This is a genomic window from Haloterrigena alkaliphila, from assembly GCF_017352155.2.
GTDB lineage: Archaea > Halobacteriota > Halobacteria > Halobacteriales > Natrialbaceae > Haloterrigena > Haloterrigena alkaliphila.
Genome location: NZ_CP071462.1, coordinates 3,708,797 through 3,734,395, shown reverse-complemented (window position 1 = coordinate 3,734,395; position 25,599 = coordinate 3,708,797). Strand labels below are relative to the sequence as shown.

Below are 25,599 nucleotides of genomic sequence, written 5' to 3'. Positions count from 1 at the left end.
GATACCGGGGAAGGCGATAGGTATGGGTGTACGTAGCACACTGCCGGAACGGCGGGAAGGTGCGCGGGCCGCGGAAACGGACGTGATGCCATGAGCGCGGCGGACGAACCGGTTACGATCGATCTCGACCGGCGCTCGTTCGTGAAGGCGAGCGCGCTCGCCGGCGGAATCTTTCTCGGGGGCGGCGTGACGGGCCACGTCCTCGGCACCCAGGAGGATCAGGACGACGGCGTCCCCGAGGGGGAGGACACCGCGAAGGTGATCTGTAACTACTGTGCCGTCGGCTGCGGGTTCAAGGCGGTCAAGGACGGCAACTCGTTCGTCGCCCAGGAGCCGTGGTTCGAGAACCCGATCAACAACGGCGCGCTTTGCTCGAAGGGGGCGGGCATCCTCGAGACCGAGCACTCGCCCAAGCGGCTGAAACACCCGATGCGGAAGGAAGACGGCGAGTGGCGCCGAGTCACCTGGGACGAGGCCTATCGGGAGATCGCCGAGACGTGGCAGGAGACCGTCGAGGAGTACAGTCGCGAGAGCGTGATGCTGCTCGGCAGCGCTCACCACTCGAACGAGGCGGCCTACGCCATCCGGAAGCTCGCGGCGTTCATGGGGACGAACAACGTCGACCACCAGGCGCGGATCTGCCACTCGCCGACCGTCACGGGACTGGCCAACACCTGGGGGTTCGGCGCGATGACGAACACGATCAACGACTACCGCAACTTCGACCTGTTGATCATCCTCGGGCAGAACCCCGCCGAGTCCCACCCGATCGCGATGCAACACATCCTCGAGGGGCAGGCCCGAGGCGGCACGATCGTCTCCATCGACCCCAGGTACACGAAAACGTCGGCCCACGCCGACTACTTCTATCGGTTGCGCCCGGGGACGGACGTCGCGCTGATCTTCGGCCTGCTCAACTACGTCCGAGAGCAGGACGGGCTCGCCGAGGAGTTCCTCGAGGACCGCGTGATGGGGTGGCCCGACGTCGAGACCGAACTCGACCAGTACGACCTCGAGACCGTCGCCGACATCACCTGGATCGATCAGGGAGACCTCGAGGAGATCGGCGATATGATCGTCGAGAACGCGCCCCAGATCCAGGTCGAGTGGGCGATGGGCGGCACCCAGCACAACAACGGGACGCAGAACATCCGCGCGTACGCGCTGTTCAGCCTCGCGACCGGGAGCGCGGCCCGATCCGGCGGCGGCCTGCAGGTCATGCGCGGTCACGCCAACGTGCAGGGCGCGACGGATCTCGGCGTCGACGCGAGCATCCTGCCGGGCTACTACGGCGTCGACGCGCCCGGCTCGTGGGAACACTGGTCGGAAGTTTGGACCCGGAGTCCCTGGACCAGCGGGAGCATCTCCTTCGAAGACCTCTACCGAAACTTCGAGCGGATGCCCAACGAGATGTGGGCGGGCCTCGACGTTCCCGCCTCGGTCGAGGAAGGAGAATCCGAGTCGGAGGACGAAGGAGAATCGTCGGACGGCGAAGGGGGTGGCGGCGGCGATAGTGATAGCGAAGGCAGCGAGGACGAGGGCCTCCAGGAGGACGCCCCGATCGAGGACGCGGATCCTCAGTCGATGATGTTCCAGCGCGGGCTGACCGTCGCCCGCTGGTACGAGGCCGCACTGGGGCAGGAGGAGCGACTGCTCGACTCGAACCTCTACCAGCCGAACCCGCTGAAGATGGCCTTCTTCTGGGGCCACTCGGCCAACTCCATCAGCGAGATGGACAAGATGAAGCGGGCGATGGAGGCGCTGGACCTGCTGGTCGTCGTCGACGTCTTCCCCGCGGTCGCCGGGACGCTGCCCGACGACGCGGACGTCCTCCTGCTGCCGGCCTCGAGCCAGTACGAGCACGTGCGGTCGGTCACGAATTCGCACCGGTCGGTCCAGTGGAGCGAGGCCGCCGCGACGCCGGCCCACAACTCCAAGCCGGACCTCCAGATCATGCAGGAACTGGCCCAGTACATGGGCTTCGGCGAGCACTTCGACTGGGGAAGCGGACCGGAGCAACACAACGGCCGAAGCTCATACGAGGAGACGCTCCGAGAGATCAACCTCGGCGTGCGCTCGATCGGCTACCAGCAATCCCCCGAGAAACTCCAGCAGCACGTCGAGTACGACTGGGCGTTCAGCACCGAGGACCTGCGCGCGGAGAACACCGGGACGCCCGTCGACGGCGACTACTGGTCGCTCCCCTGGCCCTACTGGGGCGACGATCACCCCGGCTCGCCGATCATCTGGACACAGGAGTCCGACCCCCGCGACGGGGGCCACGACTTCCGCGTGAACTGGGGACAGCAGGCTCCGACGCCCGAGGAGTGGTCGGAGATGGACCTCGATAAGGAGTACCCCCTGCAGGAGACCGTCGACCAGCAGGGGGCGGACGGGCTGGACCTGATCGCCGAGTCGTTCGAGGCGCCGTGGTACGACGACGGGGAGATCGAGGGCGTTCCGTCGTATCCCGCCTACGCGACCATCCTGCCCGACGACCCCGCGGAGGCCTCGAGCCAGACGCTGCCAGTTCGGGCCGCCCTCGACGAGGACGTGTCGGTGTACGAGGCGGCGCAGGCGGTCGACGAGCAGTACGACGACGTGGACGTCGACCCCGCGGAGTTCGAGGAGTACGACTCCGAACAGCCGGATCCGCCGACGGGGCGCGGCAAGGCGCGGGGGGTCGTCTGGAACTTCATCGACACGGTGCCGGTTCACCGAGAGCCCGTCGAGAGCCCCCGACCGGATCTGGTCGAGGAGTGGCCGGCCAACGGCGAGCAGACCAACTTCTGGCGACTCGACCAGAACAACGCCAGCGTCCAGCAGCAGGCGACCGAGGCGGTCCACACGGAACTGGGCAGCGACGCCGAGAGCGGCCGGACCGTCATCATGACCTCCGGTCGACAGGTGGAACACCAGGGCGGCGGCGCCGAGACGCGGAACAACAAGTACACCGCCGACCGCCAGCCCCACATGTACGCGGAGATCAGCCCGAGTCTGGCCGAGGAACTCGACGTCGTCGGCGGCGAGGACCACGTCGTCGTCACCTCCGCCGACAAGGGATCGATCCTCGTGAAGGCCAACGTGACCAACCGCGTCAACGACGAGGAGGTCTTCCTCCCTTACCACTGGGGCGGAGTCTTCCACGGCCAGAACCAGGCCGAGAGCTGGCCGGAGGGAACGGAGCCGCTGGCGATCGGCGAGAGCGCGAACATCATCACGCCCAGCGGGTTCGACGCCGAGACCCAGATGCAGGAGACGAAGTCGGGCGTCGTCCACGTCCAGAAGGCGACCCAGCAGGTCGTCGACGACCTCGACATGGAGTTCATCGACTACCCCCAGGAAGAGAACGGTCTCGGCCGACAGAAGCGCTACGACGTCCGCGAGTGGGACATGGAAGAAGGCGGTGAGATACTATGACACAGGAAGGACCGTCCGGCCAGGTGATGGGCGAGGGCGTCATGAGCACCGGCGAGGGGATGCGAATCTTCCCCGACGTCGAGGCCTGTATCGACTGCGGCGGCTGCGTCGTCGCCTGTAAACGCACCTGGGACCGGGAGATCGACAACCAGCGCATCGACATCACGACCATGGCCGAGGGCGTCGCCGGTCCGCAAGGCGAGAACGCCGACAAGACCGAGCGACTGGCCGCGGGCGAGAACCCCGGCGAGACCAGCCTGCCGATGCAGTGTTACCACTGCGAGAACGCGCCCTGCGTCTCGGTCTGTCCGACGAACGCCCTCCAGAAGGAGGACGACGGCTTCGTGACGGTCCACGACGACCTCTGTGTCGGCTGTCAGTACTGCCTGTCTGGCTGTCCGTTCGGCGCGCCGCAGTTCCCGGACAGCGACGACGGCGCGGCCCGGATCGTCGGTACCGGAGGCATCATGGACAAGTGCACCGGCTGTCGCGAGCGCCAGGAGGTCCAGAAGGGTCCGGCCTGCGCCGAGGAGTGCGCGACCGACGCCATCCTCGTCGGCGGCGCCGGCGAGATCGCCGACGAACTCGAGCGACGCGGCAGCCAGCCGTTCTTCAACCAGGAGGCCATGAAGATCATCTTCGGGGCCGAGGACGCCCAATTCTTCGAGGAATCATGAGCGACGACCGACCATCCGACGGCGACGGCTACGAGCACGCCCTCGACCACGAGGACGACGACGTCCGGGCCGCGCGGGACCGCGAGCGGACGACCGACGCGGTCGACCGAACCGAACGCGACGCCGCCCGGAGCCGCGACGCACGGGCCGGGGTATCGTCCGACGAACGACTGAGGGGATCCGCCTCCGGACGGGCCGCCAGCGGGGGGACCAGTGACGGCGGTCACGGCGACGGCGACGACGACGGGAGCGGCGGCCGTTCGGACCGCATCGCCTTCTGGCTCAGCGCGCTGTTCGGCCTCGCCCTGGCGGTCGGCGCCGTCGCGCTCGTCACGGGACGCGCCCCCTTCTTCGAGAACGTCCTGCGGGTTCGGCCGACCGTCGACGGCGGCGGCGTCGGCGCCGACTGGCTCGTCGGCAACACACGGCCGATCCTCGAGGCCGCGATCGCGATCGTCCACTTCGCGGACGTCGTCATGGGGATCTTCATCCTCCTGATGGTGTTCATCCACTGGGCGGCGTTCCGGCGACTGGGAGCGCGAATGCGGCCGCCCGCGGGTTCGACTCGAGCGCCGGAGAGCGCCGCGGCGACCGATGGTGGCGCACCCGAATCGACTGGTGACGGAGACTCGAGTCGCGAGACGACCGACGATACAACTGCCGCCGACGGCGGTGATCGCCCGTGACGAACCTCGATCACGGCAAGTTCTCGCGGGCCACCACGATGTTCCACTCGCTGCTGGCGCTGACGGTGTTCGTCCTGTTCTTTACGGGGTACGCCATCGCCTTCAACACGGAGCTGTGGTGGCTCGTCGAGTTGATGGGCGGCAATCGTGGCGTGCTCTCGATCCACCGACTGGCCGGCTTCGCGCTGATCGCGCTGACCGGCTTCTGGGTACCGTACATGCTGCTTCGCTCGAGTAGCCGGTCCAACTTCCGCGGCGTCTTGCCGGCCGTCGCCGACGTAAAGGCGTTCGTGCAGGACGTCAAGTTCGCGCTGGGTCGGGCCGACGAGCGCCACCCCGCGGCCCGCCAGTTCGGGGGTTACAAGGCCGACGAGGTGCCGCTGATCTCCTACATCGGCAAGGGCGTCATCTGGATCTTCACCGTCGAGTTGCTCCTGCTGATGATTTCGGGGCTGCTCATCTGGCGCAAGACCTGGCTGATCGACTTCTATAACTCCCAGACGGTCGTGATGGCCTTCGTCGCCTTCCACGGCCTGCTCGGGGTCATCATGCTGATGGGCGTGATGTTCCACACCTTCGAGCACGGCTTCCACCCGGCGTTCTACCCCGTCGAAATGAAGGCGTTTCTGCCGAAGGATCGGACGCCGGGCTTCCACGGCGACTCCGACGACTACGAGACGACCGGGATCGAACGCCTCCGACGCAAGCGCTCGTGGCGGTGGACGACGAACGTGATGGGCGTGCTGGTCGTCGTCGGCATCGTCAGCATGATGATGGCCAGCCTCGAGTCGGTCGGAAATCCGACGGCTCCGCCGGGGGTTTACGTGAATTCGCTTCGTATGCTACCGTATGGCGGACCTCCTGTACACGATCTACGCCGTGGCGGTGCTCCTGGTCGCCGTGGGCGGCCTGCTCGGCGTCGTCTTCGCCACGCCGGACGTCACCGACGAGCGGGACCACCGGTACGACGCGCTGGCCGTCGTCGCCGCCGTCTTCATCCTGGCGATGGTGGGCGGCTTCCTGCTGTAGACCGCCACACCCGGCCGACTGCGGCGGCGTTATTACGGGCCGACTGCGGCGACGTTATTGCGGGCCGACTGCGGACAGTCGGTCGACCGGGTAGTTCGGGCTGTCGATTCCTGACGGACTCACGTGAATAATGGATATCAAACACTACCACCTGAGTCGGAGTGACGGAGTGTCGACGACGGAATCGATAGTTACCACCGCGTCGCACGCTATCCGCCGGTTGCCGTCGCTCTCTCCGGACTCGACACCGGCTTGTCGACCGGACCCGACCGGACCTCAACTCGAGAGTCACATCTACTCCGAGATGACCTGATACGCCCTTAGAACGCCTAGCTATCCGACCGGTGTACGGGTGGACGAGCAGTCATCGTACCCATACGTCAGTTGATATACTCTGTATCATCTCTTGAAGCTGATACTCACTCGCCGGGCTCATCGGACTCGCGCTCCTCGAGTCTGTACTTCTGGATCTTCCCGCTGGTCGTCCGGGGCAGTTCGTCGATGAACTCGACCTCGCGGGGGTGTTTGTAGGCGGCGACGCGGTCGAGGAAGTACTCCTTGATCCCCTCGCTCGTCACATCGACGCCCGGTTCGACGCCCGGCGCGGTGACGACGAACGCCTTCGGTACTTCGTTGCGCCGCTCGTCGGGAATCCCGACGACGGCGCCCTCGGCGACGGCCTCGTGTTCCGAGAGGAGTTCCTCGAGTTCGCTGGGGTAGACGTTGTAGCCGGCGGTGTTGATCATGTGCTTCTTCCGGTCGACGATCTCGTAGTAGTTGTCCGCGTCCCGGCGCGCGATGTCCCCCGTTCGGAAGTAGCCGTGCTCGGTGAACGCTCGCTCGGTCGCTTCGGGCATCTCGTGGTAGCCCGACATCACCTGCGGCCCGCGCACGAGGAGTTCGCCCTCCTCGCCCGGCGGGACCTCGTCGCCGCTGTCGTCGACGATCTTGCAGTCGGTCAGGCGGGTCGGCTGGCCGATCGTCCCGTGGCGGAGGCCGAAGGTCGAGTTCGACTGGGAGTGGGTCGCGCCGTTGGTCTCGGTGAGCCCGTACCCCTCGGCCATCTCGACGCCCGCTACGTCCTCGAACTCCTCCTGGACCGCGACGGACATCTTCGCGCCGCCCTCGCCGGCCGACTCGAGGCTCGTCAGGTCGTAGTCGCCGAAGTTCTCGCTGTTGACCATGTCGACGTACATCGCGGTGACGCCGACGTAGTGGGTGATCCCCTCGCGTTCGATCAGCTCCATCGCGGCGTCGGCGTCCCAGTTGGCCGCGCTCCGGAGGAAGACGCTGCCGCCACGGACCAGGGGCTGCCACGCGGTGTGGGTGAACCCGGTAATGTGGTACAGCGGCAGCCAGACGAGGCTCCGAACGTCCTCGTCCGCGATGTCGCTGGGCTGGGAGAGTATCGAGAACATCTGCGCGCGGAAGTTCCGGTGAGTTAGCTGGACACCCTTCGGTTTCCCCGTCGTCCCCGACGTGTACGGCAGCAGGGCGACGTCGTCGTCGGCCCGCTCGACGAAGCGCTCCTCCCCGCGGACGTCGGCGAAGGCGTGCGCGTCCGCGCCCTCGGCTTCCTCTCCGTCGCCGCTCTCGACGACGATCACGACCGGCTCCCGATCGACGTCCTCGAGGGCCTCCCGGAGGAACGGGACCAGCGCCTCGTGGGTGAGGACGGCGGTCGCGCCGGTGTCCTCGAGTTGGTAAGCGAGTTCCCGGCGTCGATACTGCGGGTTGACCGGCGAAACGGCGACGCCGGCCTTGAACGCGCCGAGCGAGCCGATCAGGTAGGGCGGACAGTTCGGCAGGTACTGGAGCAGTACCTCGCCGGGCTCGAGCCCGAGGTCCGCGAGGCCGCCGGCGAATCGGGCGCTCTCCTCTCGGAGGTCGTCGTGGGTCAGCGTGGTCCCGTGGTACTCGATCGCCGTCGCATCGCCGTGGTGGCGCGCGGTCTCGTCGTGCAATCGCGCTACATTCCCCTCTCTAGCGTCGAAGCTGACGTCGTCCAGGTTCATGGCCCACGATATCACGACACACTACTAAAAGGTACCCCGGGCTGACCTGGCTCGCGGCCGGCAGGGAGGTCGGTCGACGTTCGGTCTTTCTTTCACAACGTTGTAGCTGGCCGGTTTGTTGTACATTTACAATGTTGTACGTCTATTCCCCGGTATGGAGTACCACGACTCCGAGAAATCGAAGGAGGTCGCAGGGCGCGTAGAGCAATTCATGGACGAGGTCGTCATCCCGCGCGAGCGCGAGGCGCTCGCCACGGGTGAGCAGATCACGATGGACGAGATCCACGAGATGTGGGAGATGGCCAAGGATCGGGACCTGTTCGCGCCGCAGGTCCCCGAGGAGTACGGCGGCCAGGGACTGGACTTCAGCGACATGCTCCCGTCGTTCGAACAGGTCGGCCGGTCGTTGATCGGCGCGCTCGCGATCCGAGCCAACGCGCCCCAGGAGGGGAACATGCACACCCTCGAGATGGTCGGTACGGAAACGCAGAAAGAAGAGTGGCTCCGTCCGCTCGTTCAGGGGGACATTCAGACGGCGTTCGCGATGACCGAGCCCAAGGTCGGTGCCGGCTCCGACCCGAAGATGCTCCAGAGCACCGCCGTCAAGGACGGCGACGAGTGGGTCATCAACGCCCACAAGTGGTGGACCTCCGACGGGCTCGGTGCCGACTACTACCTGGCGATGGTCCGAACCGACCTCGACGCCCATCCCTACGAGGGCACGTCGATCATCATGGTGCCACGCGACGCCGACGGCGTCGAAGTCCAGCGAAACATCCCACACCTCGGCGGCCACGGCATCACCGAACGCGAAGGCGGCCACGCCGAGGTGAAGTTCGAGAACGTCCGCGTCCCCGTCGAGAACACGATCGGTGAGGAAGGCGAAGGGTTCCGTATCGCTCAGATGCGACTCGGCGGCGGCCGACTCACCCACTGCATGCGCTACTCGGGAATGGCCGAGCGCTCGCTCGACATCGCGAAGGCCTACCTTCAGGAGCGGGAGGCCTTCGGCACGAAACTCGAGGACAAGCAAGCGCTGCGCCACCGCATCGCCGACGCCGAAACCCGCCTGCACGCCGCGCGAACGATGGTTCGGCACGCCGCGCGCGAACTCGACCGCAGCGACGCTCGTATCGAGGTCGCGATGTCGAAGATGTTCACCGCGAACGTCACCAACGACACCATCGACCTCGCGCTGCAGTGTTGTGGCGGCAACGGGATCGGCAAGGACATCCCGATCGCGCACTTCTACGAGAACGTCCGCGCGTTCCGCATCGTCGACGGCGCCGACGAGGTCCACCGCCGCTCGATCGCCCGCTGGGCCTTCGAGGACGTCGACGAGGCCGAGATCGAGAACACGCTGCAGTTCGACGAGGAGCTGCGCATCGACGAACTCGACGAGTAACGAACGACATCGCAGTACCGTTTTTCGAGCCCAATTACCGACGGACAGTGGCGCGTGCTGTCGTCCGGCCGAGCAACGGTGAGGCCGGACGACGAAACCGCGCGAGGGATGAGCGACCGGAGGGAGCGTTAGCGCGGAACCTCCGGTTCCGCGAACCATCCGAACGGACGCTTTGCGTCCGTGAGGAGAAATCGGCTGGGGAGGACGTGGCCACTCCCTGTTGCCACGGTAGCAGCGGTAGAGCGAACTGCCTCGAGTCAAGAGGTACTCGCCTTGCTTCTTTGTAACCCGTCTCGAGCGAGTCAGTCCCGCCGCTCAACAACCATCTCTACACCCAAAACGGAACGCGAAATCGCGTTTCGATGACCTTAGACCCGTTCGATGATCGTCGCGATCCCCTGCCCGAAGCCGATGCACATCGTCGAGAGCGCCCGGTCCTGGCCGGTGCGCTCGAGTTCGTGCGCCAACTTCGTCACCAGCGTCGCGCCGGTCGCGCCGAGCGGGTGGCCGTGGGCGATGGCGCCGCCGTTGACGTTCACGTTCTCCCAGGAGATGCCGGTCTCCTCGAGCCACGCGGCGACGACCGCGGCGAAGGCCTCGTTGACCTCGAACAGGTCGATGTCCTCGAGTTCCAGATCGGTTTTCTCGAGGACCTGCTCTGTCGCCGGAATCGGCCCCGTCAACATCGTCACGGGGTCGACGCCGACGACCTCGGTCTGGACGATGCGGGCCATCGGCTCCCAGCCGTGTTTCTCGGCGGCTTCCTCGCTGGCGACGAGCAGCGCGCTCGAGCCGTCGACGATCCCCGAGGAGTTGCCGGGGTGGTGGCGGCCCTCGCCCTCCTCGCGGAAGGAGAGCGGGAGGTTCGAGAGCGTCTCGAGGTCGGTGTCGGGCCGTGGGTGTTCGTCCTGCTCGACGGTGACCGACTCGCCGTCGAGTTCCGTCTCCACAGGAACGATCTGGTCGTCGTAGCGCCCCTCGTCCCAGGCCTCTCCCCAGCGGCGCTGGGAGTCGACGGCGAGTTCGTCGAGTTCCTCGCGGGTGAAGCCGTACTCCTCGGCGATGCGCTCGGCCCCCTCGCCCTGGTGGGTCAGTTCGTCGAAGTACTCGAAGTAGGTGTCCGTGACGGCGCTCGTGCCGTCCACGCCGTCGGCGCCGTCGGATCCCATCGGCACGCGGGTCATGTGTTCGACGCCGCCGGCGATCAGGACGTCGTGCTGGCCGGCCATCAGGTTCGCGGCCGCGAAGTTGAGCGCCTGCTGGCCGGAGCCGCACATCCGGTTGAGCTGGACGCCGGGGACGATATCGCCCCAGCCGGCGACCATCGGGGCGAGGCGCCCGATGTTGAGCCCCTGCTCGTCGACCGGGGTTACGCAGCCGTAGATCACGTCCTCGATCGTCTCGGGGTCGAAGTCGTTTCGCTCGCGGAGCGCCTCGAGCGGTTTCGCCGCCAGATCCTGCGGGTGCGTGTCGCGGAACGAGCCGTTGCGCTTGCCGAAGGGCGTCCGGACCGCGTCCACGATGACTGCGTTGTGCATGTGTTCCCGTACCACTAGCACGACGAGCGCCAAAGAGCTTACGTCGAGGACGGGGCTCGAGAGCGGCCAGTCCCCCTTGCTACGTCGGTTCGCTACGCCGGTTCGTAGTAACGAACGCCGTCGTCGAGCCGCGATTCGACGCGGCCCCGTCGCTCGAGCGTTCCCAGCGCGGCGACGGTTTCCCGCAGCATCATCACCCGCGTGCGGACGTCGTCGCTCCGATCACGTACGAGGGCGATCGCCGTGACGGACTCCTCGCCGCCCGCACAGCGGTCCGCGAGCCGCTCGACGCACCGATCGAGCCGGTCCTCGAGGTCCGCCCGCGAGCGCTCGATCGTCTCGCGATAGCGGTCGTGGACCGGTCCGTGGCCGGGGTAGACCCGGTCGAACGAGTAGTCCGCGAGCCGGTCGAGGGCCTCGAGGTAGGCGTCGATCCCCTCCCGTACGCCGTCGTCGAAGTTGACGTGGATCGCGGCCGCCCGGAACGGCTCGATGGCCATGTCGCCGGCGAAGACGACCCGCTCACCGCCGAGTTCGGTCCCGTAACAGTGGTGGGTCACGTGGTGGCCGGGGGTGTAGATGGAGTCGAACTCCCGACTCCCGATCTCGACGGGTTCGTCCGCGTCGATCCAGACGTCGACCGCCTCGAACGGCACCGCCTCGCGGATCCCGCGGTGGATCTCGAGCAACTCGTCGGCCGCGACCTCGAGGCGGTCGGAATCGAAGCCCGTCTCGCGCAGGTTCGCTCTGGTCGCCGCTTCGACGGTCTCGAGGTCGCGGCGGAACAGCTCTCGCAGCCGCGCCGGCGCGTAGACGGTCGGGTCGCCGGCCTCGAGGATCGTCCGCACCTGCCCGATGTGATCGATGTGCGCGTGCGTCAGTAGCAGGTGATCGACGTCCCCGGGCTCGTAGCCGATCGCTTCGAGGCCGTCGATCAGTTCCGTTCGGGCCCGCTCGCCGGCCATCCCGGCGTCGACGAGGATCGGCTCCTCGTCGGGGAGGAGGTACGCCGCGGTGTGATCCGGCGGCCACTCGACAGAACACTCGAGACGATGAACTTGCGACTGGTCGCCCTCGGGAGGCGATCGGTTCGTCCGTGACACGGACACGCGTACGAGCCCCGTTTGTGTTATGTTTTGCCACGCGGCAAGGCGGTCGCGGGGGCTCGAGGCTGGTGCGGTTGCTCGAAGCGGACGCGGTTGCTCGAGGCGGGGGACAGCGCTCCATGAGCGGACCCGATTCGCGTACTTATTTGGTGATCGATAGTGACCATCTTCCATGGACGAAGACCTCGAAACTGTCCTGGTGGAGTTCGACAGCGAAACCGGCGTCGGCACGCTCACGATGAACCGCCCGGACGCGCTCAACGCCCTGAACGGCCAACTCAGAGACGACATCATCGCGGGCCTGCAGCGCCTCGAGGCCGAGAACGAGGACGCCGACGGCGTCGCGCTCCGCGCGGTGGTCCTCGAGGGCGCCGGCGAGAAGGCCTTCTGTGCCGGCGCGGACGTCGGCGGCTTCTCCTCGGAGTCGGCCGGTGCGAGTTCCGAGCGCGACCACTACCGGTTCATCCGGGACTTCCCGGCGCCCGTGATCGCGAAGATCGACGGCTACTGTCTGGGCGGGGGCCTCGAGACCGCGCTCGCCTGCGACTTCCGGCTGGCCAGCGAGTCCAGCGCGTTCGGCTTCCCCGAAGTGAACCTCGGCATCCTCCCCGGCGCCGGCGGCGTCCAGTACGTCACGAAGCTGGCCGGCCCCGCCGTCGCCAAGGAACTGGCCATGTTCGGCGAGCACATCTCCGCCCAGCGGGCCGCCGACGAGGGCATTATCAACGACGTCTACGACGACGACGCCTTCGAGGACGAGGTCGACGCGTTCGTCACCAACCTGGCCGGACAGGCGCCGCTGGCGGTGCAGGCGATCAAGGACTCGGCGCACATGGCCGTCCAGTCGGGACTCGAGGAGGGCCTGCGCTACGACAGCAAGCTCTTCCGACAGCTCCTGCAGACCGAGGACTACGAGGAGGGCGCCGCCGCGTTCGGCGAGGACCGCGAGCCCGAATTCGAAGGGAAGTAACTACTCGAGACACCCGTTTCACTCTGCGATCAACGCGAGGAATTGTGTGCACTGACGGTGGCGCGTGCCGAACCGTGGTGAGCGAAGCGCGAACCACGGTGTGAAGCCGCGCGAGGGATGAGCGAGTGAAACGAGCGAATCGGCTGGGGAGGGTGTGGCGACTCCCTGTTGCCACGATTTACACACTGCTCGAGAACGTCGTCTGCTCTCGTAGCCCTGAGTGCGCTGCTCTCGCTGGCGGCTAGGATTTCCACTTCCTCCCCAGCCGATTCGCTCACTCCCTGAGGTCGTTCGCTCATCCCTCGCGCGGCTTCGCGTCGCGGTTCGGTATCCCCTCACCGCGACGCAGCGCGCGCCACTGCACGCCGACTTCTCTGTTCGAAACAATAGCCCGGACCGATTCGTCAGTCCCACTCTTCGCCGAGGCCGGCCAGCGAGAACGGGCCGACGGGGAGGTTGTAGCCGTCCTCGAGCGCCTTGTCGACCTGCTCCTTCGTGGCGATCCCTTCGTCGACGATCTTCTTGGCCTCCTCGCGCATGGCGGCGTGACAGCGGTTGGCGAGGAAGCCGTAGGAGCCGGGGTCGTCGTCGATGGTGACCCGCGTTTTGCCGAGTTCGTCGACCAGTTCCTCGGCGCGTTCGACGACCGCCTCGTCGGTCTCGGGCGCCTGGACGATTTCGACCATGTCCATCACCGCGACGGGATTGAAGAAGTGCGTCACCGCGACGCGCGAGGGATCCGAGACGGCGTTGGCGATCGAGGTCACCGCGAAGCCGCTCGTGTTCGAGTACAGGGGCTGGTCGTCCGTGACCTCGTCCAGATCGCGGAACACCTGTCCCTTGATCGCGAGGTTCTCGGTGACCGCCTCGATGACGAACTCGGTGCCGTCGGTCGCTTCCTCGAGGTCCGTCGTGAACGTCATCCGATCGAGCACCTCGTCCATCTCGTCCTCGGAGAGGTAGCCGCCCTCGACGGCGTCCTCGAGGCCGTAGTTGCCCGACACGACGCGTTCGCGGGCCTCCTCGGCCAGTTCCTCGTTGATCTCCCGAACGCGGACTTCGTAGCCGTTGCGGGCCAGTACCTGTGCGATGCCGGCACCCATGATGCCGCCGCCGACGACGGCTGCTGCTTGCTGTGCCATAAACTCACAACCCACATATGGTCCGATAATAGTTTCGATCGAGTCAATCGGCTTTCACGGGCGTCCGCGAGACCTCCGGGTCCCGCAGGAGCGGCAGGGAGACGATCAGCAGGCAGCTACAGACCAGCACGGCACAGAGGACGTACGTCCACTGGTAGCCGAACCAGCTGTCGACGGCGGGGAGCGCGATCAGCGGGCCGAGGCTGAGCCCGATATCGCCCAACACCTGATAGACGCCGCCCATCCGCCCGATTTCGTCGCCGGGTGTGAGGTCGCCCAGAATCGCGAGCATCGCCGGCGCGGCCGCGCCCATGCCGGCGCCGATCAACACGAGCGCAGCGAACAGCGCCTCGATCGTCGGGACGTACGCGATCAACAGGAACCCCGCGGTCATCGCCAGAAACGCGGGCACCGTCAGCAGCGTCCGGTCGCTGACCATATCGGAAATCCAGCCGGTCACGACCGTCGTCCCGCCCATCGTGAGCACGCCGACGCCCATCACGACGCCGCTGATCCCCGCGGCCTCGAGGACGGCGAGCTCGAGGCCGTGGAAGTCGGCGAAGCGGGCGAGCGTCGAGAGGATGATCCCGCCCCAGAGGAAGCGGACGGTGAAGTTGCCGAACCCGATCAGCAGCACGGTCGGCTGCCTGCGCAGCAGGGCCGGCACCTCGCGGAGCTTCGCGGACCTCGTGTCGGCGCCGCCGTGGACGTCGGGGAGGACGAACGTCGCGACCGTGCCGGCGATCAGCGCGAGGACGCCGGCGGTGAAGAAGGCGATCTCCATCGAGGCGATGTCGGTCAGGAGCCCCCCGAGGATGAGGCCGGTGGGGAACCCCAGCGACTGGCCGCCGCGCATGTAGCCGACCCAGCGGCCGCGGTTGTCCGACGTCGTCACGTACGTGATCGTCGCGAACGCGCCGATGAAGACGAACGCGCTGCCCAGTCCCCAGAACGTCCGCGCGAGGACGAAGACGACCCCCGGAAGCGACACCTCGCCGAAGCCGGGGATCGTCCCGAGGATGATCGGCGGCGTCCGGAGGCCGGCGATGTAGCCGAACGGCGCGAGCGCCTGCGTGAAGAGCCCGATGATCATCGGCGTCCGCGCGCCGACGCGGTCGATGATCGTTCCGGCCGGCGTGTTCATGAAGAGCCGCGCGATCCGGTTGGCAGAGAGGATCACGCTCAGCATCACCGTGCTGATCACGAGCCGCTCGTCGAGTAGCGGCAGCGTCGGGAAGGCGACGCCGGTCGCCACGCCACCGAAGAAGATTCCGGCGATGACCGCCAGCGCGACGGTTCTGATCTCGCCGGTCGAGTACGTGTCGTCCGTCCGCGCGTCGTCCGTCATCGAAGTCTGTGTGTCGTTTCGGTCATACGGTGTTCAAAGTTCCGTTCGGATTCCGTCTCGAAGTCCGAGCCGAAACGGCTGTGATATTCCGTCCTTGCGACGCCGCTCGGCCGCGGAAGCGTCCGCCTCGAGTCATTCGCCGCCGTCCGCGTATGCCGCTCGGAACTCCGCTTCGAGCACCGTCTTCCGGACCTTGCCGCTGCCGGTTTTGGGGAGTTCCTCGCGGATCTCGACGTACCGCGGGTGCTTGTACGGCGCGAGTTCGCCGAGGACGTACGACTCGATCGCTTCCTCGTCGAGGTCTGCACCCTCGGTTGTGGTGACCGCGGCCGCGACGGTCTCGCCCCGTCGCTCGTCGGGGACGCCGAAGACCGCCGCCTCGAGCACCCCCGGGTGGTCGTACAGCGTCTCCTCGATCTCGCGGGGGTAGACGTTGTACCCCGCGGTGAGGATCATCTCCTTCTCGCGGCCCTCGACGTAGTAGTAGTTGTCCTCGTCGCGGGAACCGATGTCGCCGGTTTTGAAGAAGCCGTCCTCGGTGAACACCGCCTCGTTCGCCTCGGGGTTCTTGTAGTAGCCCTTCATCACCTGCGGCCCCTCGACGAGGATCTCTCCCTCCTCGCCGACGCCGAGTTCCTCGCCGTTCTCGTCGACGATCTTCGAGCGCGCGTGGCCGATCGGCTGGCCGACGCTGCCGGCCCGGATCCCGAGCGTCGACCGGCGGAGCGTGTGCGTCGTCGCGGTCGTCTCCGTGAGGCCGTACCCCTCCGAGAGCGGCGCGTCGAACGTCTCCTCGAACTCCCGCTGGACGGGCTTGGGGAGTTTGTCGCCGCCCTGTCCGGCCCGCTGGAGCGACTCGAGGTCGTGCGCGTCGGGGTCGTAGGCCTCGAGCAGGTCGTTGAACATCGTCGCGACGCCGATGAACGAGGGAATGTCGAACTCGTCGATCACCTCGAGGACGCGCTCGGGATCCCACCGGTCGGGCCGGAGCAGGTGCAGCGTCCGGCCGGCACACAGCGAGGAGAGCATCCCGAGCAGCCCCGTGATGTGGTACATCGGGAGGACGATCAGCGCGTCCCCCTGGAGGGGGCTGGCGCTGTACCCCGAGACGCTGGTGGCGATCTGGACCCGGAAGTTCTCGTGGGTCAGCAGGACGCCCTTCGGATCGCCGGTGGTCCCCGAGGTGTAGGGCTGGAGCAGGACGTCGTCGTCCGCGCGGTCGACGATCTCGATCCGTCCCTCGTCGGTACCGCTTTCGCCGAGGTTCGCCAGCGAGTCGCACTCGCCGTCGACGTCGCTCCCTGGCGCCGTGGTGAGGATCTCGGCCTCGAGGTCGGCGACGGCGTTGACGACGTGATCGGCGGGCGATCCGGTGACGACGACCGCTTTCGCGTCGGCGTGATCGACCTGGTACTCGATCTCGCGGCGTCGATAGGCCGGGTTCAGCGGACTGGCAACGATCCCGGTTCGACAGCAGGCCCAGATCACCGCACAGAAGTCGATGCTGTTGGGAACGTAGACGCAGAGCCGGTCGTCGGGTTCGAGGCCGGCCGCGCGGAGGCCGCGCGCGTAGCGGTCGATCAGCGCGTCCAGTTCGCGGTACGTCACGGTTTCGCCGTCGTGTTCGATCGCCGTCTCGTCGGAATCGCCGTCGATCGCTCGCTCGAGGAGCGCGGCGATGTTACCGTCGTACGGCGGGGCCAGTAGCGACTCCGCCGGCACGGGCTCGCGGTCCATATGGCCCGTAATTTGACGATCGGTCCCAAAAGAGTATGGGTACTGGTAACAGGAGACGGGTTCCGGGCTCACTCGAGCCGCGGCGTCCCCATGATCGTGACCGTCTCGCCGACGAGGTACGACGAGGCCGAACTGGCGAGGAACTGCGCGAGGTCGGCGACCTCCTCGGGCGTGCCGATCGTCCGGTCGGCGGTGGTCCGGTCGATGGCGTCGGCCTCGTCCTCGACGCCCATCTGGGACTTGACGCCTTCCGTCGCGACCAGTCCTGGCGCGATACAGTTGACCCAGATGTCGTCTTCCGCCCAGTCGGCGGCGACCGACTTCGTGAAGTTGATCACGCCGGCCTTCGCGGCGCCGTAGTGACTCATCTGCCGCGAGCCCTGTTGCCCGGCTACGCTCGCGATATTGACGATCTTCCCGCCGCCGTGCTCGCGCATGTACGCGGCCGCCACCTGCGAGCAGTGGAACGTCCCGTGCAGGTTGATGTCGACGATGGTCTTCCAGCCGTTCTCGCTGATCTCCGCCGGCGGCGCCTGAAAGCTCGCGCCCGCGTTGTTGACCAGGATGTCGAGCGCGCCGAACTCGTCGACAGTCTGTTCTACCAGTTCCTCGACCGCGTCACGGTCGGTCACGTCGCACTCGAGGGGCAGCGCCCGCCCCTCGGCCTCACTCTCGTTGATCGCCTCCGCGACCGGTTCGACGTTCTCCAGTTCCCGCGAGGTGACGACGACGTTCGCGCCGTCGTCGGCGAACAGCTCGACCATCGCCTTCCCGATACCGCTCGAGGAGCCGGTGACGACGGCCGTCTGTCCCTCGAGGCTGAACTGCGTCGTCGTCATCGGTTCTCCCTCCGCTCTACGCGCGTCGCTCTCGACGCTATCGTGGTGGTTGCTGACATACTTCGTACAGGGGTTCGACGACCTCTTTGTTAAGTGATTCGTCCCTCCGAGCGCTCGCTATCGTCCGTGAGGAGTACGCTTATGGAACTCGTCGCGAAACCATCGTGGCAATGATGCGAAACCGGACCGGGGGTCGATCCCGGACGCGGACGGCGTATCGACGACGAGACGGCCGGCGACTGTGCTCGAATCCTCGAGGTGAGCGCCGTGCCGAATAAGTCGATGGACGAACTCGAGGCGATGGTCGGCGACTCGCGAGCGACCGTCGAGGACTTCCGCATCGAGCGGGGGAAGGTCGAGGAGTTCGCCCGGTCGATTACGGAGCCGGACCCGGTGTTCCGAGACGAGTCGGTCGCTCGAGAACGAGGGTTCGACGCCATCCCGGCCCCGCCGACGTATCCGCGCGTCACCCGGTTCCCGCGCTATCGCCCCGACGACCTCGAGGGGTACGGCTTCGATCTGGGCTTCCAGCCCGAGTACGTCCTCCACGGCGAGCAGTCCTACGAGTACGAGCGCCCGCTACGGGTCGGCGACGTGCTGACGGGTGAGACGACGCTCACGAAGGTCTTCCAGCGCGAAGGCGGCCGCGCCGGGACGATGACCTTCGCCGTCTACGAGACCCAGTACCGCGACCAGAACGGTAACCTCGTGATAACCGACCGCGCGACCGCCATCGAGACCTCCGGCGCGGTCGACAACGACGCGGACGACGGGAACGCGAGCGACGACTCGAGCGACGCTGCGACCGACGATTCGGAGACGGCGGCCGCCAACGGCGGGCAGGTCCCCGCCGCCGAGTCGGTCGATACCGTCCGATCGATCGCCGACCTCGAGGTCGGCGACGCGGGTCCGACGGTCGTCGTCGAGGACCTCGAGCGGATGCACTTCGTGAAGTACGCCGGCGCGAGCGGCGACTTCAACCCGATCCACTACGACGAGCCCTACGCCCGCGCGGCGGGCAACGAGAGCGTCTTCGGACAGGGGATGTTCACCGCCGGCGTCGCCTCGCGGGTCGTCACCGATTGGTTCCCGCTCGAGGCGGTCGACTCCTTCGGCGTCCGCTTCCAGTCGCAGGTCTTCCCCGACGACACGATCGTCGCGACCGGCGAGGTCGTCGACCGACAGGCCGACGGGGGCGCCGTCGGGGTAGATCTCGAGGCGACCAACCAGCACGGCGAGACGCTGCTGACCGGGTCGGTGACGGCGACGTTGGACGACGACTGAGCGGGCGTCTCAACTCATTTCGTTCTCTATCGATCACTGCATAGCGAGACGGCCGCTTGCGGTGGCGCGCGCTGGTGACGCCCCCGAGTACCACGAGGGGGCGTCGATGACACTGCGCGAGGGATGAGCGAGCGACCAGCGGAAGCGAGCGAATCGGTTGGGGAGGGTGTGGACCTCACCGTTGCCACGATAGCAGAGAACCGTCTCTGTCGTCGATTTCATCGCGAGAGAAGCACCGTCGATCCACCTCGGGAACCCTCGAGAACCCTCGAGAACCCTCGAGAAGGGACCAAGAAGGGACGAGATGAGCCGACTTACGCCGGTACGAACACGGGCACGGCGGCCTCGTCGGAGACCTGCCAGAACCGGACCTCGAGCGAGTCACCGACCTCGATCGCATCCGGCGCACAGTCCACCAACGCGAGCAATCGCGGCCCCTCGGCCAGATCGACCGCGGCGACGACGTACGGCGTCCGATCACCGAAGCCGGGTTCTCCCGGCACGTGACACACCGTGTACGTATAGACCGACCCGACACCCTCGCTCCGCTCGAACGGCGGATCCACGGCCCCGCAGCCGGTACAGACCGCCCGCGGGTACAACTGCGCGGTCCCGCACTCCTCGCAGTGCTGGTACAGCAACTCCCCCTCGAGCGTCGCGGCCCAGAACTCCGTATTCGCCCCGGAAGGAACCGGAACCGGTCCCTTCCACTCCTCGCGGCGGTCCTCCACCGTCGCGCTCGAGGCCGACTCGTCCGCGTCCCCAGTCATGCGTCCTCCCTCCGTAAGACGACGGTGCTACTCGAGGATAACACGCCGCCGGTCCCGTGGGCCACCGCGACCTCGGCCCCATCGACCTGCCTGTCACCGGTATAGTCGCCGCGCAACTGCCGCGCCGCCTCGATCAACACGAACACCCCGAAGTGGCCGGGATGGCAGTAGGAGAGCCCGCCGCCCTGCGTGTTCATCGGCAACTCGCCGCCGGGTGCGGTCGTTCCACCCTCGACGAACTCCCCGCCCTCGCCCTTCTCGCAGAAGCCCAGATCCTCGAGCGTCACGAGCGCGGTGTAGGAGAAGGAGTCGTAGAGCTGGGCGACGTCGACGTCGTCCGGCGAGATTCCGGCCTCGTCGAACGCCTTCGGCCCCGTCACCGCCGCTCCGGTCGTGGTCATGTCGGGCATCTCGCTGATGTCCTGTCGGTGGGTGCTCGTCGAGGCGACCCCGGCCACCGCGATCTCGGGCACCCCCAACTCGCGGGCCTTCTCCTCCGAGACCAGCACGACCGCGCCGCCGCCGTCCGAGACCAGACAGCAGTCCAGCAGGTTGAACGGCTCCGCGATCTGCCGGGACTCGAGGACGTCCTCGACCGTGATCGGCTCCCGCTGTGCGGCTTTGGGGTTCATCGACGCCCACTCGCGGGTCGCGACGGCGATCTCGGCGAGTTGCTCCTCGGTCGTCCCGTACTCGTGCATATGCCGGCGCGCGGCCATCGCGTAGGCACCCGGCGGCCGGAAGAGCCCCGTCGGCCGGACGAAGCCGTCGACGGGGTGGGTCACCTCGAGCGACCGGTCCCGTCCGGGGCCGGTTTTGCTCGTCGATCCGTAGGCGATGACGACGACGTCGGCCCGGCCGCGGGCCATCGCGTCACCGACGTGGCCGCAGAAGTTCTCGAACGACGACCCGCCGATCTCGGTCCCCTCGAGCAGCGACGGCTCCTCGAGGTCGAGGTACTCCGCCAGCACCAGCGCGGGCATGTAGTCGTCCCCGCCGCCGACCGCCACGCCGTCCACGTCCTCGAGCGTCAGATCGGCGTCCTCGAGTGCGCGAACGGTGGCGATCCCCGCGTTGTCGAGCCAGTTGCGGTCGGGGGTCTCGCCGAGGTCGCTCTCGGCGACGCCGGCGACGATCGGCTCAGCCACGCCACTCCCTCCGGAATGCAGTGCCTGCCATGGCCCTCGGTTTTCCGACGGGCGCCAAATAGCTTGTGGTGAGTTAACACAGATCTACGGTATGCCCGAGGGTGCCGAAGCCGTCGCGGACGAACTGGCGGACCTCTCACAGGAGGAACTCGCGGCGATCGACGAGAACTTCGCCCGCCTCGCGGACGCGACGCCGATAGGCCACCTCGGCCGCGGGGAGGACGTCGCCCCGCTGGTCGCGTTTCTCGCCTCGGACCACGCCGCGTACATCACCGGACAGGTCGTCGTCACCGGTGGTGCCGACCTGCTGTACTATTAAGCGGTCCCACTGTCGACAGTCGGCGGTTCGCGGTCGCAGGGGTTCGTCGCCGACGCTCGAGGTCACTCGTCCGTGGAACGCGATCGGATTCGATGGCCGACGAAGAGTCCGTTCCATCCGCCGCGACGCCGAAGCCGATCGGCCAGCGCTCGAAAACGGGCACTGATCGTGTCAGTGATTCTCGTGAGAGATACCCGCTAGGTTTACGTCATTCGGCTCATACTTTCACCCATGATCCAACGATCTGTGGGCGTGAGAATAGCTCCGGATGCAGGCGCGCAAGTCACCTCGAGAGCGGGCGCACGAACAGCCCAGGGCGCACGATTCGACGGGTCCGGTGACCGGCGGTCATCGACCGCGACCGACGTGAAATGGCGCCGACGATCGGCCCCTCGAGCGTCCCCGGCGCGAGTGGCCGGGAGCCGACGCCGTCGTGACATCGACCCGTTCCGAGACCGAGTGAGTGACTGAGATGTCCGACGCGGAGTTCAGCCTCATCGACGAGGAGATCGGCCTGTTCGGCGGGACCCTGCTGATCGTCGGGAACGTCATCGCGGTGACGGCGTTCCTGTTGCCCGCCCACCTCATCGCCGACGACGGCCTCGGTCCCGAGGTCGCCGTCGCGATGGTGCTGGTCCTGCTCCCGGTCACGTTCAGCATCCTCAGCACGCTCCAGATCGGCGGCGCGATGCCGGCCGCCGGCGGGAGTTACGTCTACGGCTCGCGGCTGATCGGTCCGTTCTTCGGCTTCCTGCTGCCGTGGATGGTCATCCCGTCGATCTGGCTCGGCCAACTCTATCTCGCCTTCGGCTTCGCCGAGTTCGTGCAGTTCTTCCCGACGTTCGACTGGATTCCGATGTGGGCGCTGATGTACGGCGTCATGATTCCGTTCATCGTGCTGAACGTCCTGGGGATCCGGCTGGTGACGCAGGTCCAGATCGTCCTCGTCTCGATCATCATCGGCGGCATGGTGACCTTCATCGTTCCGGGGGCCTTCCACGTCGATCCCGGGAACTACTCCGGGATGTTCGAGTCGGGCACCGGCTCGTTCTTCGTCGCCCTCGTCTCGCTGTCGATCGCCATGCACGGCTTCAACCTCGCGACGGACCTCGGCGAGGAACTCGAGGATCCCGTCAAAAACATCCTTCGCGTGCTCGCGCTGAGCGCCGTGATCTCGATCACCCTGATGACCGCGCTCGTGGTCGTCGCCGTCGGCGTCGTCCCGCTGGACTTCTACGTCGAGAACCGCGACGCGGGGGTCGCCTACGCCGCCTTCGAGTTCCTCCCGTCGGCGGGCGCGTACCTGGTCGCGGCCGCCGCGGTCGTCGGCGCGTTCACGTCGCTCAACACCCTCTAGACGGCCTACTCGAGGCAGTTGATGCGGGCCGCGCGCGACGAAGCGATCCCGCTCTACTTCGCGAAGCTCCACCCGACGTACCAGACGCCCTACCGAGCGATCTTGCTGCTGGCGGTCCCCGCACTGATCGTGGTGCCGCCGATGAGCCGGACGACGCCGGTCATCATGGCCTCGGTGCTCGCGATCACGTCGCTGGTCGGCGCGATCATCAGTTCCGTCGCGCTGTGGAACCTCCCCAAGCGGTTCGAACGCCGCTACGAGTACGCGATCTACAAGCTCCCGCGGCCGGTCCTGAAGTTCGTCGCCGTCGCGAGCGCGCTCATCGCGGCCGTCTTTCTCGCCGGCGTCTCCCTGGAGATGGGCTGGATCCTCGGGATCGTCCTCGGCTGGATGGCGCTGGCTTACCCGGCCTACCGGTACCGCGTCCGGTCGCTCCGGGAGAAGAAGGGCGTCGACCTGAAACGGCGCATGAAGTCCCTCCACGACTACGAGGAGGAACGCGCCGAAGCCGGATCACGTGCCGGTCGACCGACGAATGGGGATCCGACGACGGACGATTCGGCCTCGTCGGCGGTCGAGGACTGACGCTGCGGTTCTAACCGTCCGTTCTCCGTCTCGAGTCGGCTGCGAACGCCAGCTACACCGATCTCCGCTCGGTGTCCGTCGCCGTGCGAACGGTCCCTGTCACTGTCACCCATAGATATTTACGTCCCGCTGGGAATATCGAGTACATATGAGCGGGGATACCACGCGACAGACATCGGAGAGTGCCGGTCTGGAGAACATTCGCGAGGCGTCGGATGCAGTGGAGAAGTCCACGGCCGGAATAATTCTCGAGAAAATCTGGGAACGGTGGCGAACCGTCGGCGCTATCGTCGTGCTGGCGGTTACGACCGTCCTGCTGTACCGCGTGGACGGGTACCTGTCGATCGACACCCAGGTGTTCGGCGGGATCACCATCTTCCTGCTGCTGTACTTCCTCGTGACGCTCCGCACGGACGTCAGCATGGAATGACCCCGGCGGACGCCGACCCCGAGTACCGGTAGAGGACCAGATATTTTGTACACCTCGACGAATACCGTCGGTATGAACGTCGGGGCGATGACACAGTGATCGACTGGAAGTTAGACGGATTCCTGCCGACGCAGCGGCAACCGGCACCGGTACTGGAGTCCGCGGACGACCGCGACGTGTTGCTCGCACGCGGCGCTGCGGCGGCCATCGACCTGTTCGTCTGTTACGTCCTGATCGAGTTTCCGCTGATCTACGTGCTGGGAGAGGTGTTCAGCGGAACCTACGAGGCTCTCGGCGACTTCGTCGTCCCCCTGTCGCTGCTCGCGCTGCTGCCGATCTACGCCTCCTACTCGTTCGTCTGCGAGTGGCGATACGGTCGGACGCCGGGGAAGGTCAATCGGGGCCTGCTGGTCGTCATGGCGGACGGCAGCCCGTGCACCTACCGCGCCAGCGCCGTGCGGAACCTCCTCCTGTACGTCGACCTGCTGGGCGTCCCGCCGGTCGTGGTCGGTTCGGTATCGGCCCTCGTGACGGGCGGCCGTCGCCTCGGCGATTACGCCGCCGGGACCGTCGTCGTTCGCTCGACGGCGCCGACGGATCGCGACGCGGCGACGTCGGCCGACATGGACGCCAGCGCGGCCGCTCGAGCGGGCGAAAACGGAGAGAACTGACCGCTGGTCGAGCGCTCAGGCGATTCTGACGCCGGAGGTGGCGTCGTACAGTTGGATGTCGTCTTCCCGGAAGATGAGGCTGTACTCCTCGCCGTTCCCATCGAAGTCCGGATCGGTGACGACGACGACTTCACCGAACTCCGTGTCGAAGAAGCTGTGCGTCGCGTCGCCCAGCGGCTCGTCCAGCAGGTGCGTCGCCGGGATGCCGGCGGCGGGGTCGTCGCTGACCTGGATGTACTGCGGTCGGAGGCCGACGCGAACGTCCTCGCCGGCCCAACCCTCGAGGCCGTCGGAGGCCAGGTTGAAACGGTAGTCGCTTACCGCCAGTTCGGCGGTGCCGTTGACGGACCTGACGTTCCCGTCGAAGAACTGCGTCGACGGCTGTCCGATGAACTGGCTGACGAACTGCGAGTTCGGCTCGTCGTACACTTCCTTCGGCGGAGCGACCTGTGCCAGTTTCCCGTCGTTGATGACCGCGACGCGGTCGGACATCGTCATCGCCTCCTCCTGGTCGTGGGTCACGTACAGCGTCGGACAGCCGATCTCGTCGGTCACCTTCTCGATGACCGGCCGCAGTTCGGCCTTGAGCTTGGCGTCCAGGTCCGACATCGGCTCGTCGAACAGGAAGATCTCCGGGTCGCGCACCAGCGACCGGCCCAGCGCGACGCGCTGTTGTTGGCCGCCGGAGAGGTCCGCGGGCATCTTCTTGAGCTGGTCCGTGATCTGGAGCAACTCGGCGGCCTCCTCGACGCGGGCGATCCGTTCCTCCCGGGAGAAGCCGGTGATCTTGAGGCCGTAGGCCATGTTCTCCTGGACGCTCATGTGCGGGTAGAGCGCGATGTCCTGGAAGAGCAGGGCGATGTTGCGCTCCTGGACCGGCTTGTGCGTCACGTCGCGGTCGCCGAATTTGATCGTGCCGCTGGTGGGCTTGTTCAGCCCCGCGACGCAGCGCAGCGTCGTGGTCTTCCCACAGCCCGATGGGCCGACGAGCGTCACGAACTCGCCGTCTTCGATAGTGAGGTCGACGTCGTCGACGGCGACGATTTTGTTGCCCGATTCGTCGTACACTTTCGTCAGATTCCGAATCTCGATGTCTGGCATATGTTGGTTTGTCTCGTGGTGT

Annotated in this window: 20 protein-coding genes and 1 pseudogene; 11 read left to right on the top strand and 10 right to left on the bottom strand. The window is 66.8% G+C overall.

Annotated features, from left to right (window positions below; genetic code table 11):
* Positions 1-90: 90 nt before the first annotated feature.
* Genes J0X25_RS37170 through J0X25_RS37155 form a run of 4 tightly spaced genes read left to right on the top strand, consistent with a single transcriptional unit; the run spans position 91 to position 5,943 of the window.
* Complete coding sequence (locus J0X25_RS37170) at positions 91-3,420, top strand: molybdopterin-dependent oxidoreductase (RefSeq protein ID WP_207288896.1); 3,330 nt, start codon at positions 91-93, stop codon at positions 3,418-3,420.
* Positions 3,417-4,097 carry a 4Fe-4S dicluster domain-containing protein gene (locus J0X25_RS37165; protein ID WP_207288895.1) on the top strand — a complete coding sequence of 227 codons (681 nt, stop codon included), beginning with the start codon at positions 3,417-3,419 and terminating at the stop codon, positions 4,095-4,097. The genes J0X25_RS37170 and J0X25_RS37165 overlap by 4 nt, the downstream gene beginning before the upstream one ends.
* Positions 4,094-4,783, top strand: a complete 690-nt coding sequence (locus J0X25_RS37160) for a hypothetical protein (RefSeq protein ID WP_207288894.1) — start codon at positions 4,094-4,096, stop codon at positions 4,781-4,783. Before J0X25_RS37165 ends, J0X25_RS37160 begins: the two co-directional genes overlap by 4 nt.
* A complete protein-coding gene (locus tag J0X25_RS37155) occupies positions 4,780-5,943 on the top strand; it encodes a cytochrome b/b6 domain-containing protein (RefSeq protein ID WP_225896697.1) in 1,164 nt (387 codons plus the stop codon). Before J0X25_RS37160 ends, J0X25_RS37155 begins: the two co-directional genes overlap by 4 nt.
* Before the next feature lie 288 nt (positions 5,944-6,231).
* Here J0X25_RS37155 and J0X25_RS37150 read toward each other — a convergent pair whose 3' ends face one another.
* Entirely contained in the window at positions 6,232-7,827 is a 1,596-nt protein-coding gene (locus J0X25_RS37150; RefSeq protein WP_207288893.1) for a class I adenylate-forming enzyme family protein, read from the bottom strand.
* Between the two features lie 154 nt (positions 7,828-7,981).
* On the opposite strand from J0X25_RS37150, the gene J0X25_RS37145 reads away from it, so the two are divergent.
* On the top strand, positions 7,982-9,232 hold the full coding sequence (locus J0X25_RS37145; protein ID WP_207288892.1) for an acyl-CoA dehydrogenase family protein: 1,251 nt from the start codon (positions 7,982-7,984) through the stop codon (positions 9,230-9,232).
* A 368-nt stretch (positions 9,233-9,600) separates the two neighbouring features.
* On the opposite strand, the gene J0X25_RS37140 is transcribed toward J0X25_RS37145, so the two are convergent.
* Together J0X25_RS37140 and J0X25_RS37135 are read right to left on the bottom strand one after the other, a co-directional pair.
* The gene (locus tag J0X25_RS37140; RefSeq protein WP_207288891.1) at positions 9,601-10,770 is read right to left on the bottom strand and encodes a thiolase family protein; all 1,170 of its coding nucleotides are present in this window, start codon (positions 10,768-10,770) and stop codon (positions 9,601-9,603) included.
* 92 nt (positions 10,771-10,862) lie between these two features.
* On the bottom strand, positions 10,863-11,873 hold the full coding sequence (locus J0X25_RS37135) for an MBL fold metallo-hydrolase (RefSeq protein WP_225896696.1): 1,011 nt from the start codon (positions 11,871-11,873) through the stop codon (positions 10,863-10,865).
* A gap of 175 nt (positions 11,874-12,048) precedes the next feature.
* Here J0X25_RS37135 and J0X25_RS37130 point away from each other — a divergent pair, with 175 nt between their 5' ends.
* A complete protein-coding gene (locus tag J0X25_RS37130) occupies positions 12,049-12,846 on the top strand; it encodes an enoyl-CoA hydratase/isomerase family protein (protein ID WP_207288889.1) in 798 nt (265 codons plus the stop codon).
* Positions 12,847-13,250: 404 nt separating this feature from the next.
* Here the strand turns inward: J0X25_RS37130 and J0X25_RS37125 are convergent, their stop codons facing one another.
* The 4 genes from J0X25_RS37125 to J0X25_RS37110 form a co-directional block, all read right to left on the bottom strand.
* Complete coding sequence (locus J0X25_RS37125; protein ID WP_207288888.1) at positions 13,251-13,988, bottom strand: 3-hydroxyacyl-CoA dehydrogenase family protein; 738 nt, start codon at positions 13,986-13,988, stop codon at positions 13,251-13,253.
* Positions 13,989-14,031: 43 nt separating this feature from the next.
* The gene (locus J0X25_RS37120) at positions 14,032-15,336 is read right to left on the bottom strand and encodes an MFS transporter (protein ID WP_207288887.1); all 1,305 of its coding nucleotides are present in this window, start codon (positions 15,334-15,336) and stop codon (positions 14,032-14,034) included.
* Between the two features lie 132 nt (positions 15,337-15,468).
* On the bottom strand, positions 15,469-17,073 hold the full coding sequence (locus J0X25_RS37115) for a class I adenylate-forming enzyme family protein (protein ID WP_207288886.1): 1,605 nt from the start codon (positions 17,071-17,073) through the stop codon (positions 15,469-15,471).
* 68 nt (positions 17,074-17,141) lie between these two features.
* Complete coding sequence (locus J0X25_RS37110) at positions 17,142-17,912, bottom strand: SDR family NAD(P)-dependent oxidoreductase (protein ID WP_207288885.1); 771 nt, start codon at positions 17,910-17,912, stop codon at positions 17,142-17,144.
* 282 nt (positions 17,913-18,194) lie between these two features.
* On the opposite strand from J0X25_RS37110, the gene J0X25_RS37105 reads away from it, so the two are divergent.
* Complete coding sequence (locus tag J0X25_RS37105) at positions 18,195-19,196, top strand: FAS1-like dehydratase domain-containing protein (RefSeq protein ID WP_207290946.1); 1,002 nt, start codon at positions 18,195-18,197, stop codon at positions 19,194-19,196.
* Between the two features lie 314 nt (positions 19,197-19,510).
* Here the strand turns inward: J0X25_RS37105 and J0X25_RS37100 are convergent, their stop codons facing one another.
* Entirely contained in the window at positions 19,511-19,966 is a 456-nt protein-coding gene (locus J0X25_RS37100) for a Zn-ribbon domain-containing OB-fold protein (protein WP_207288884.1), read from the bottom strand.
* Positions 19,963-21,114 (bottom strand): acetyl-CoA acetyltransferase, encoded by a 1,152-nt coding sequence (locus tag J0X25_RS37095; protein WP_207288883.1) that lies wholly within the window; start codon positions 21,112-21,114, stop codon positions 19,963-19,965. The genes J0X25_RS37100 and J0X25_RS37095 overlap by 4 nt, the downstream gene beginning before the upstream one ends.
* Before the next feature lie 91 nt (positions 21,115-21,205).
* On the opposite strand from J0X25_RS37095, the gene J0X25_RS37090 reads away from it, so the two are divergent.
* The 4 genes and pseudogenes from J0X25_RS37090 to J0X25_RS37070 all read left to right on the top strand — a co-directional run bounded on the left by J0X25_RS37090 (position 21,206) and on the right by J0X25_RS37070 (position 24,476).
* On the top strand, positions 21,206-21,433 hold the full coding sequence (locus tag J0X25_RS37090) for an SDR family oxidoreductase (RefSeq protein ID WP_225896695.1): 228 nt from the start codon (positions 21,206-21,208) through the stop codon (positions 21,431-21,433).
* 472 nt (positions 21,434-21,905) lie between these two features.
* A pseudogene (locus J0X25_RS39920) lies at positions 21,906-23,375 on the top strand (APC family permease).
* A gap of 148 nt (positions 23,376-23,523) precedes the next feature.
* The gene (locus tag J0X25_RS37075) at positions 23,524-23,805 is read left to right on the top strand and encodes a head-tail connector protein (protein WP_207288882.1); all 282 of its coding nucleotides are present in this window, start codon (positions 23,524-23,526) and stop codon (positions 23,803-23,805) included.
* A 95-nt stretch (positions 23,806-23,900) separates the two neighbouring features.
* On the top strand, positions 23,901-24,476 hold the full coding sequence (locus J0X25_RS37070; protein WP_207288881.1) for an RDD family protein: 576 nt from the start codon (positions 23,901-23,903) through the stop codon (positions 24,474-24,476).
* A 15-nt stretch (positions 24,477-24,491) separates the two neighbouring features.
* On the opposite strand, the gene J0X25_RS37065 is transcribed toward J0X25_RS37070, so the two are convergent.
* Complete coding sequence (locus J0X25_RS37065; protein WP_207288880.1) at positions 24,492-25,577, bottom strand: ABC transporter ATP-binding protein; 1,086 nt, start codon at positions 25,575-25,577, stop codon at positions 24,492-24,494.
* Positions 25,578-25,599 lie beyond the last annotated feature (22 nt).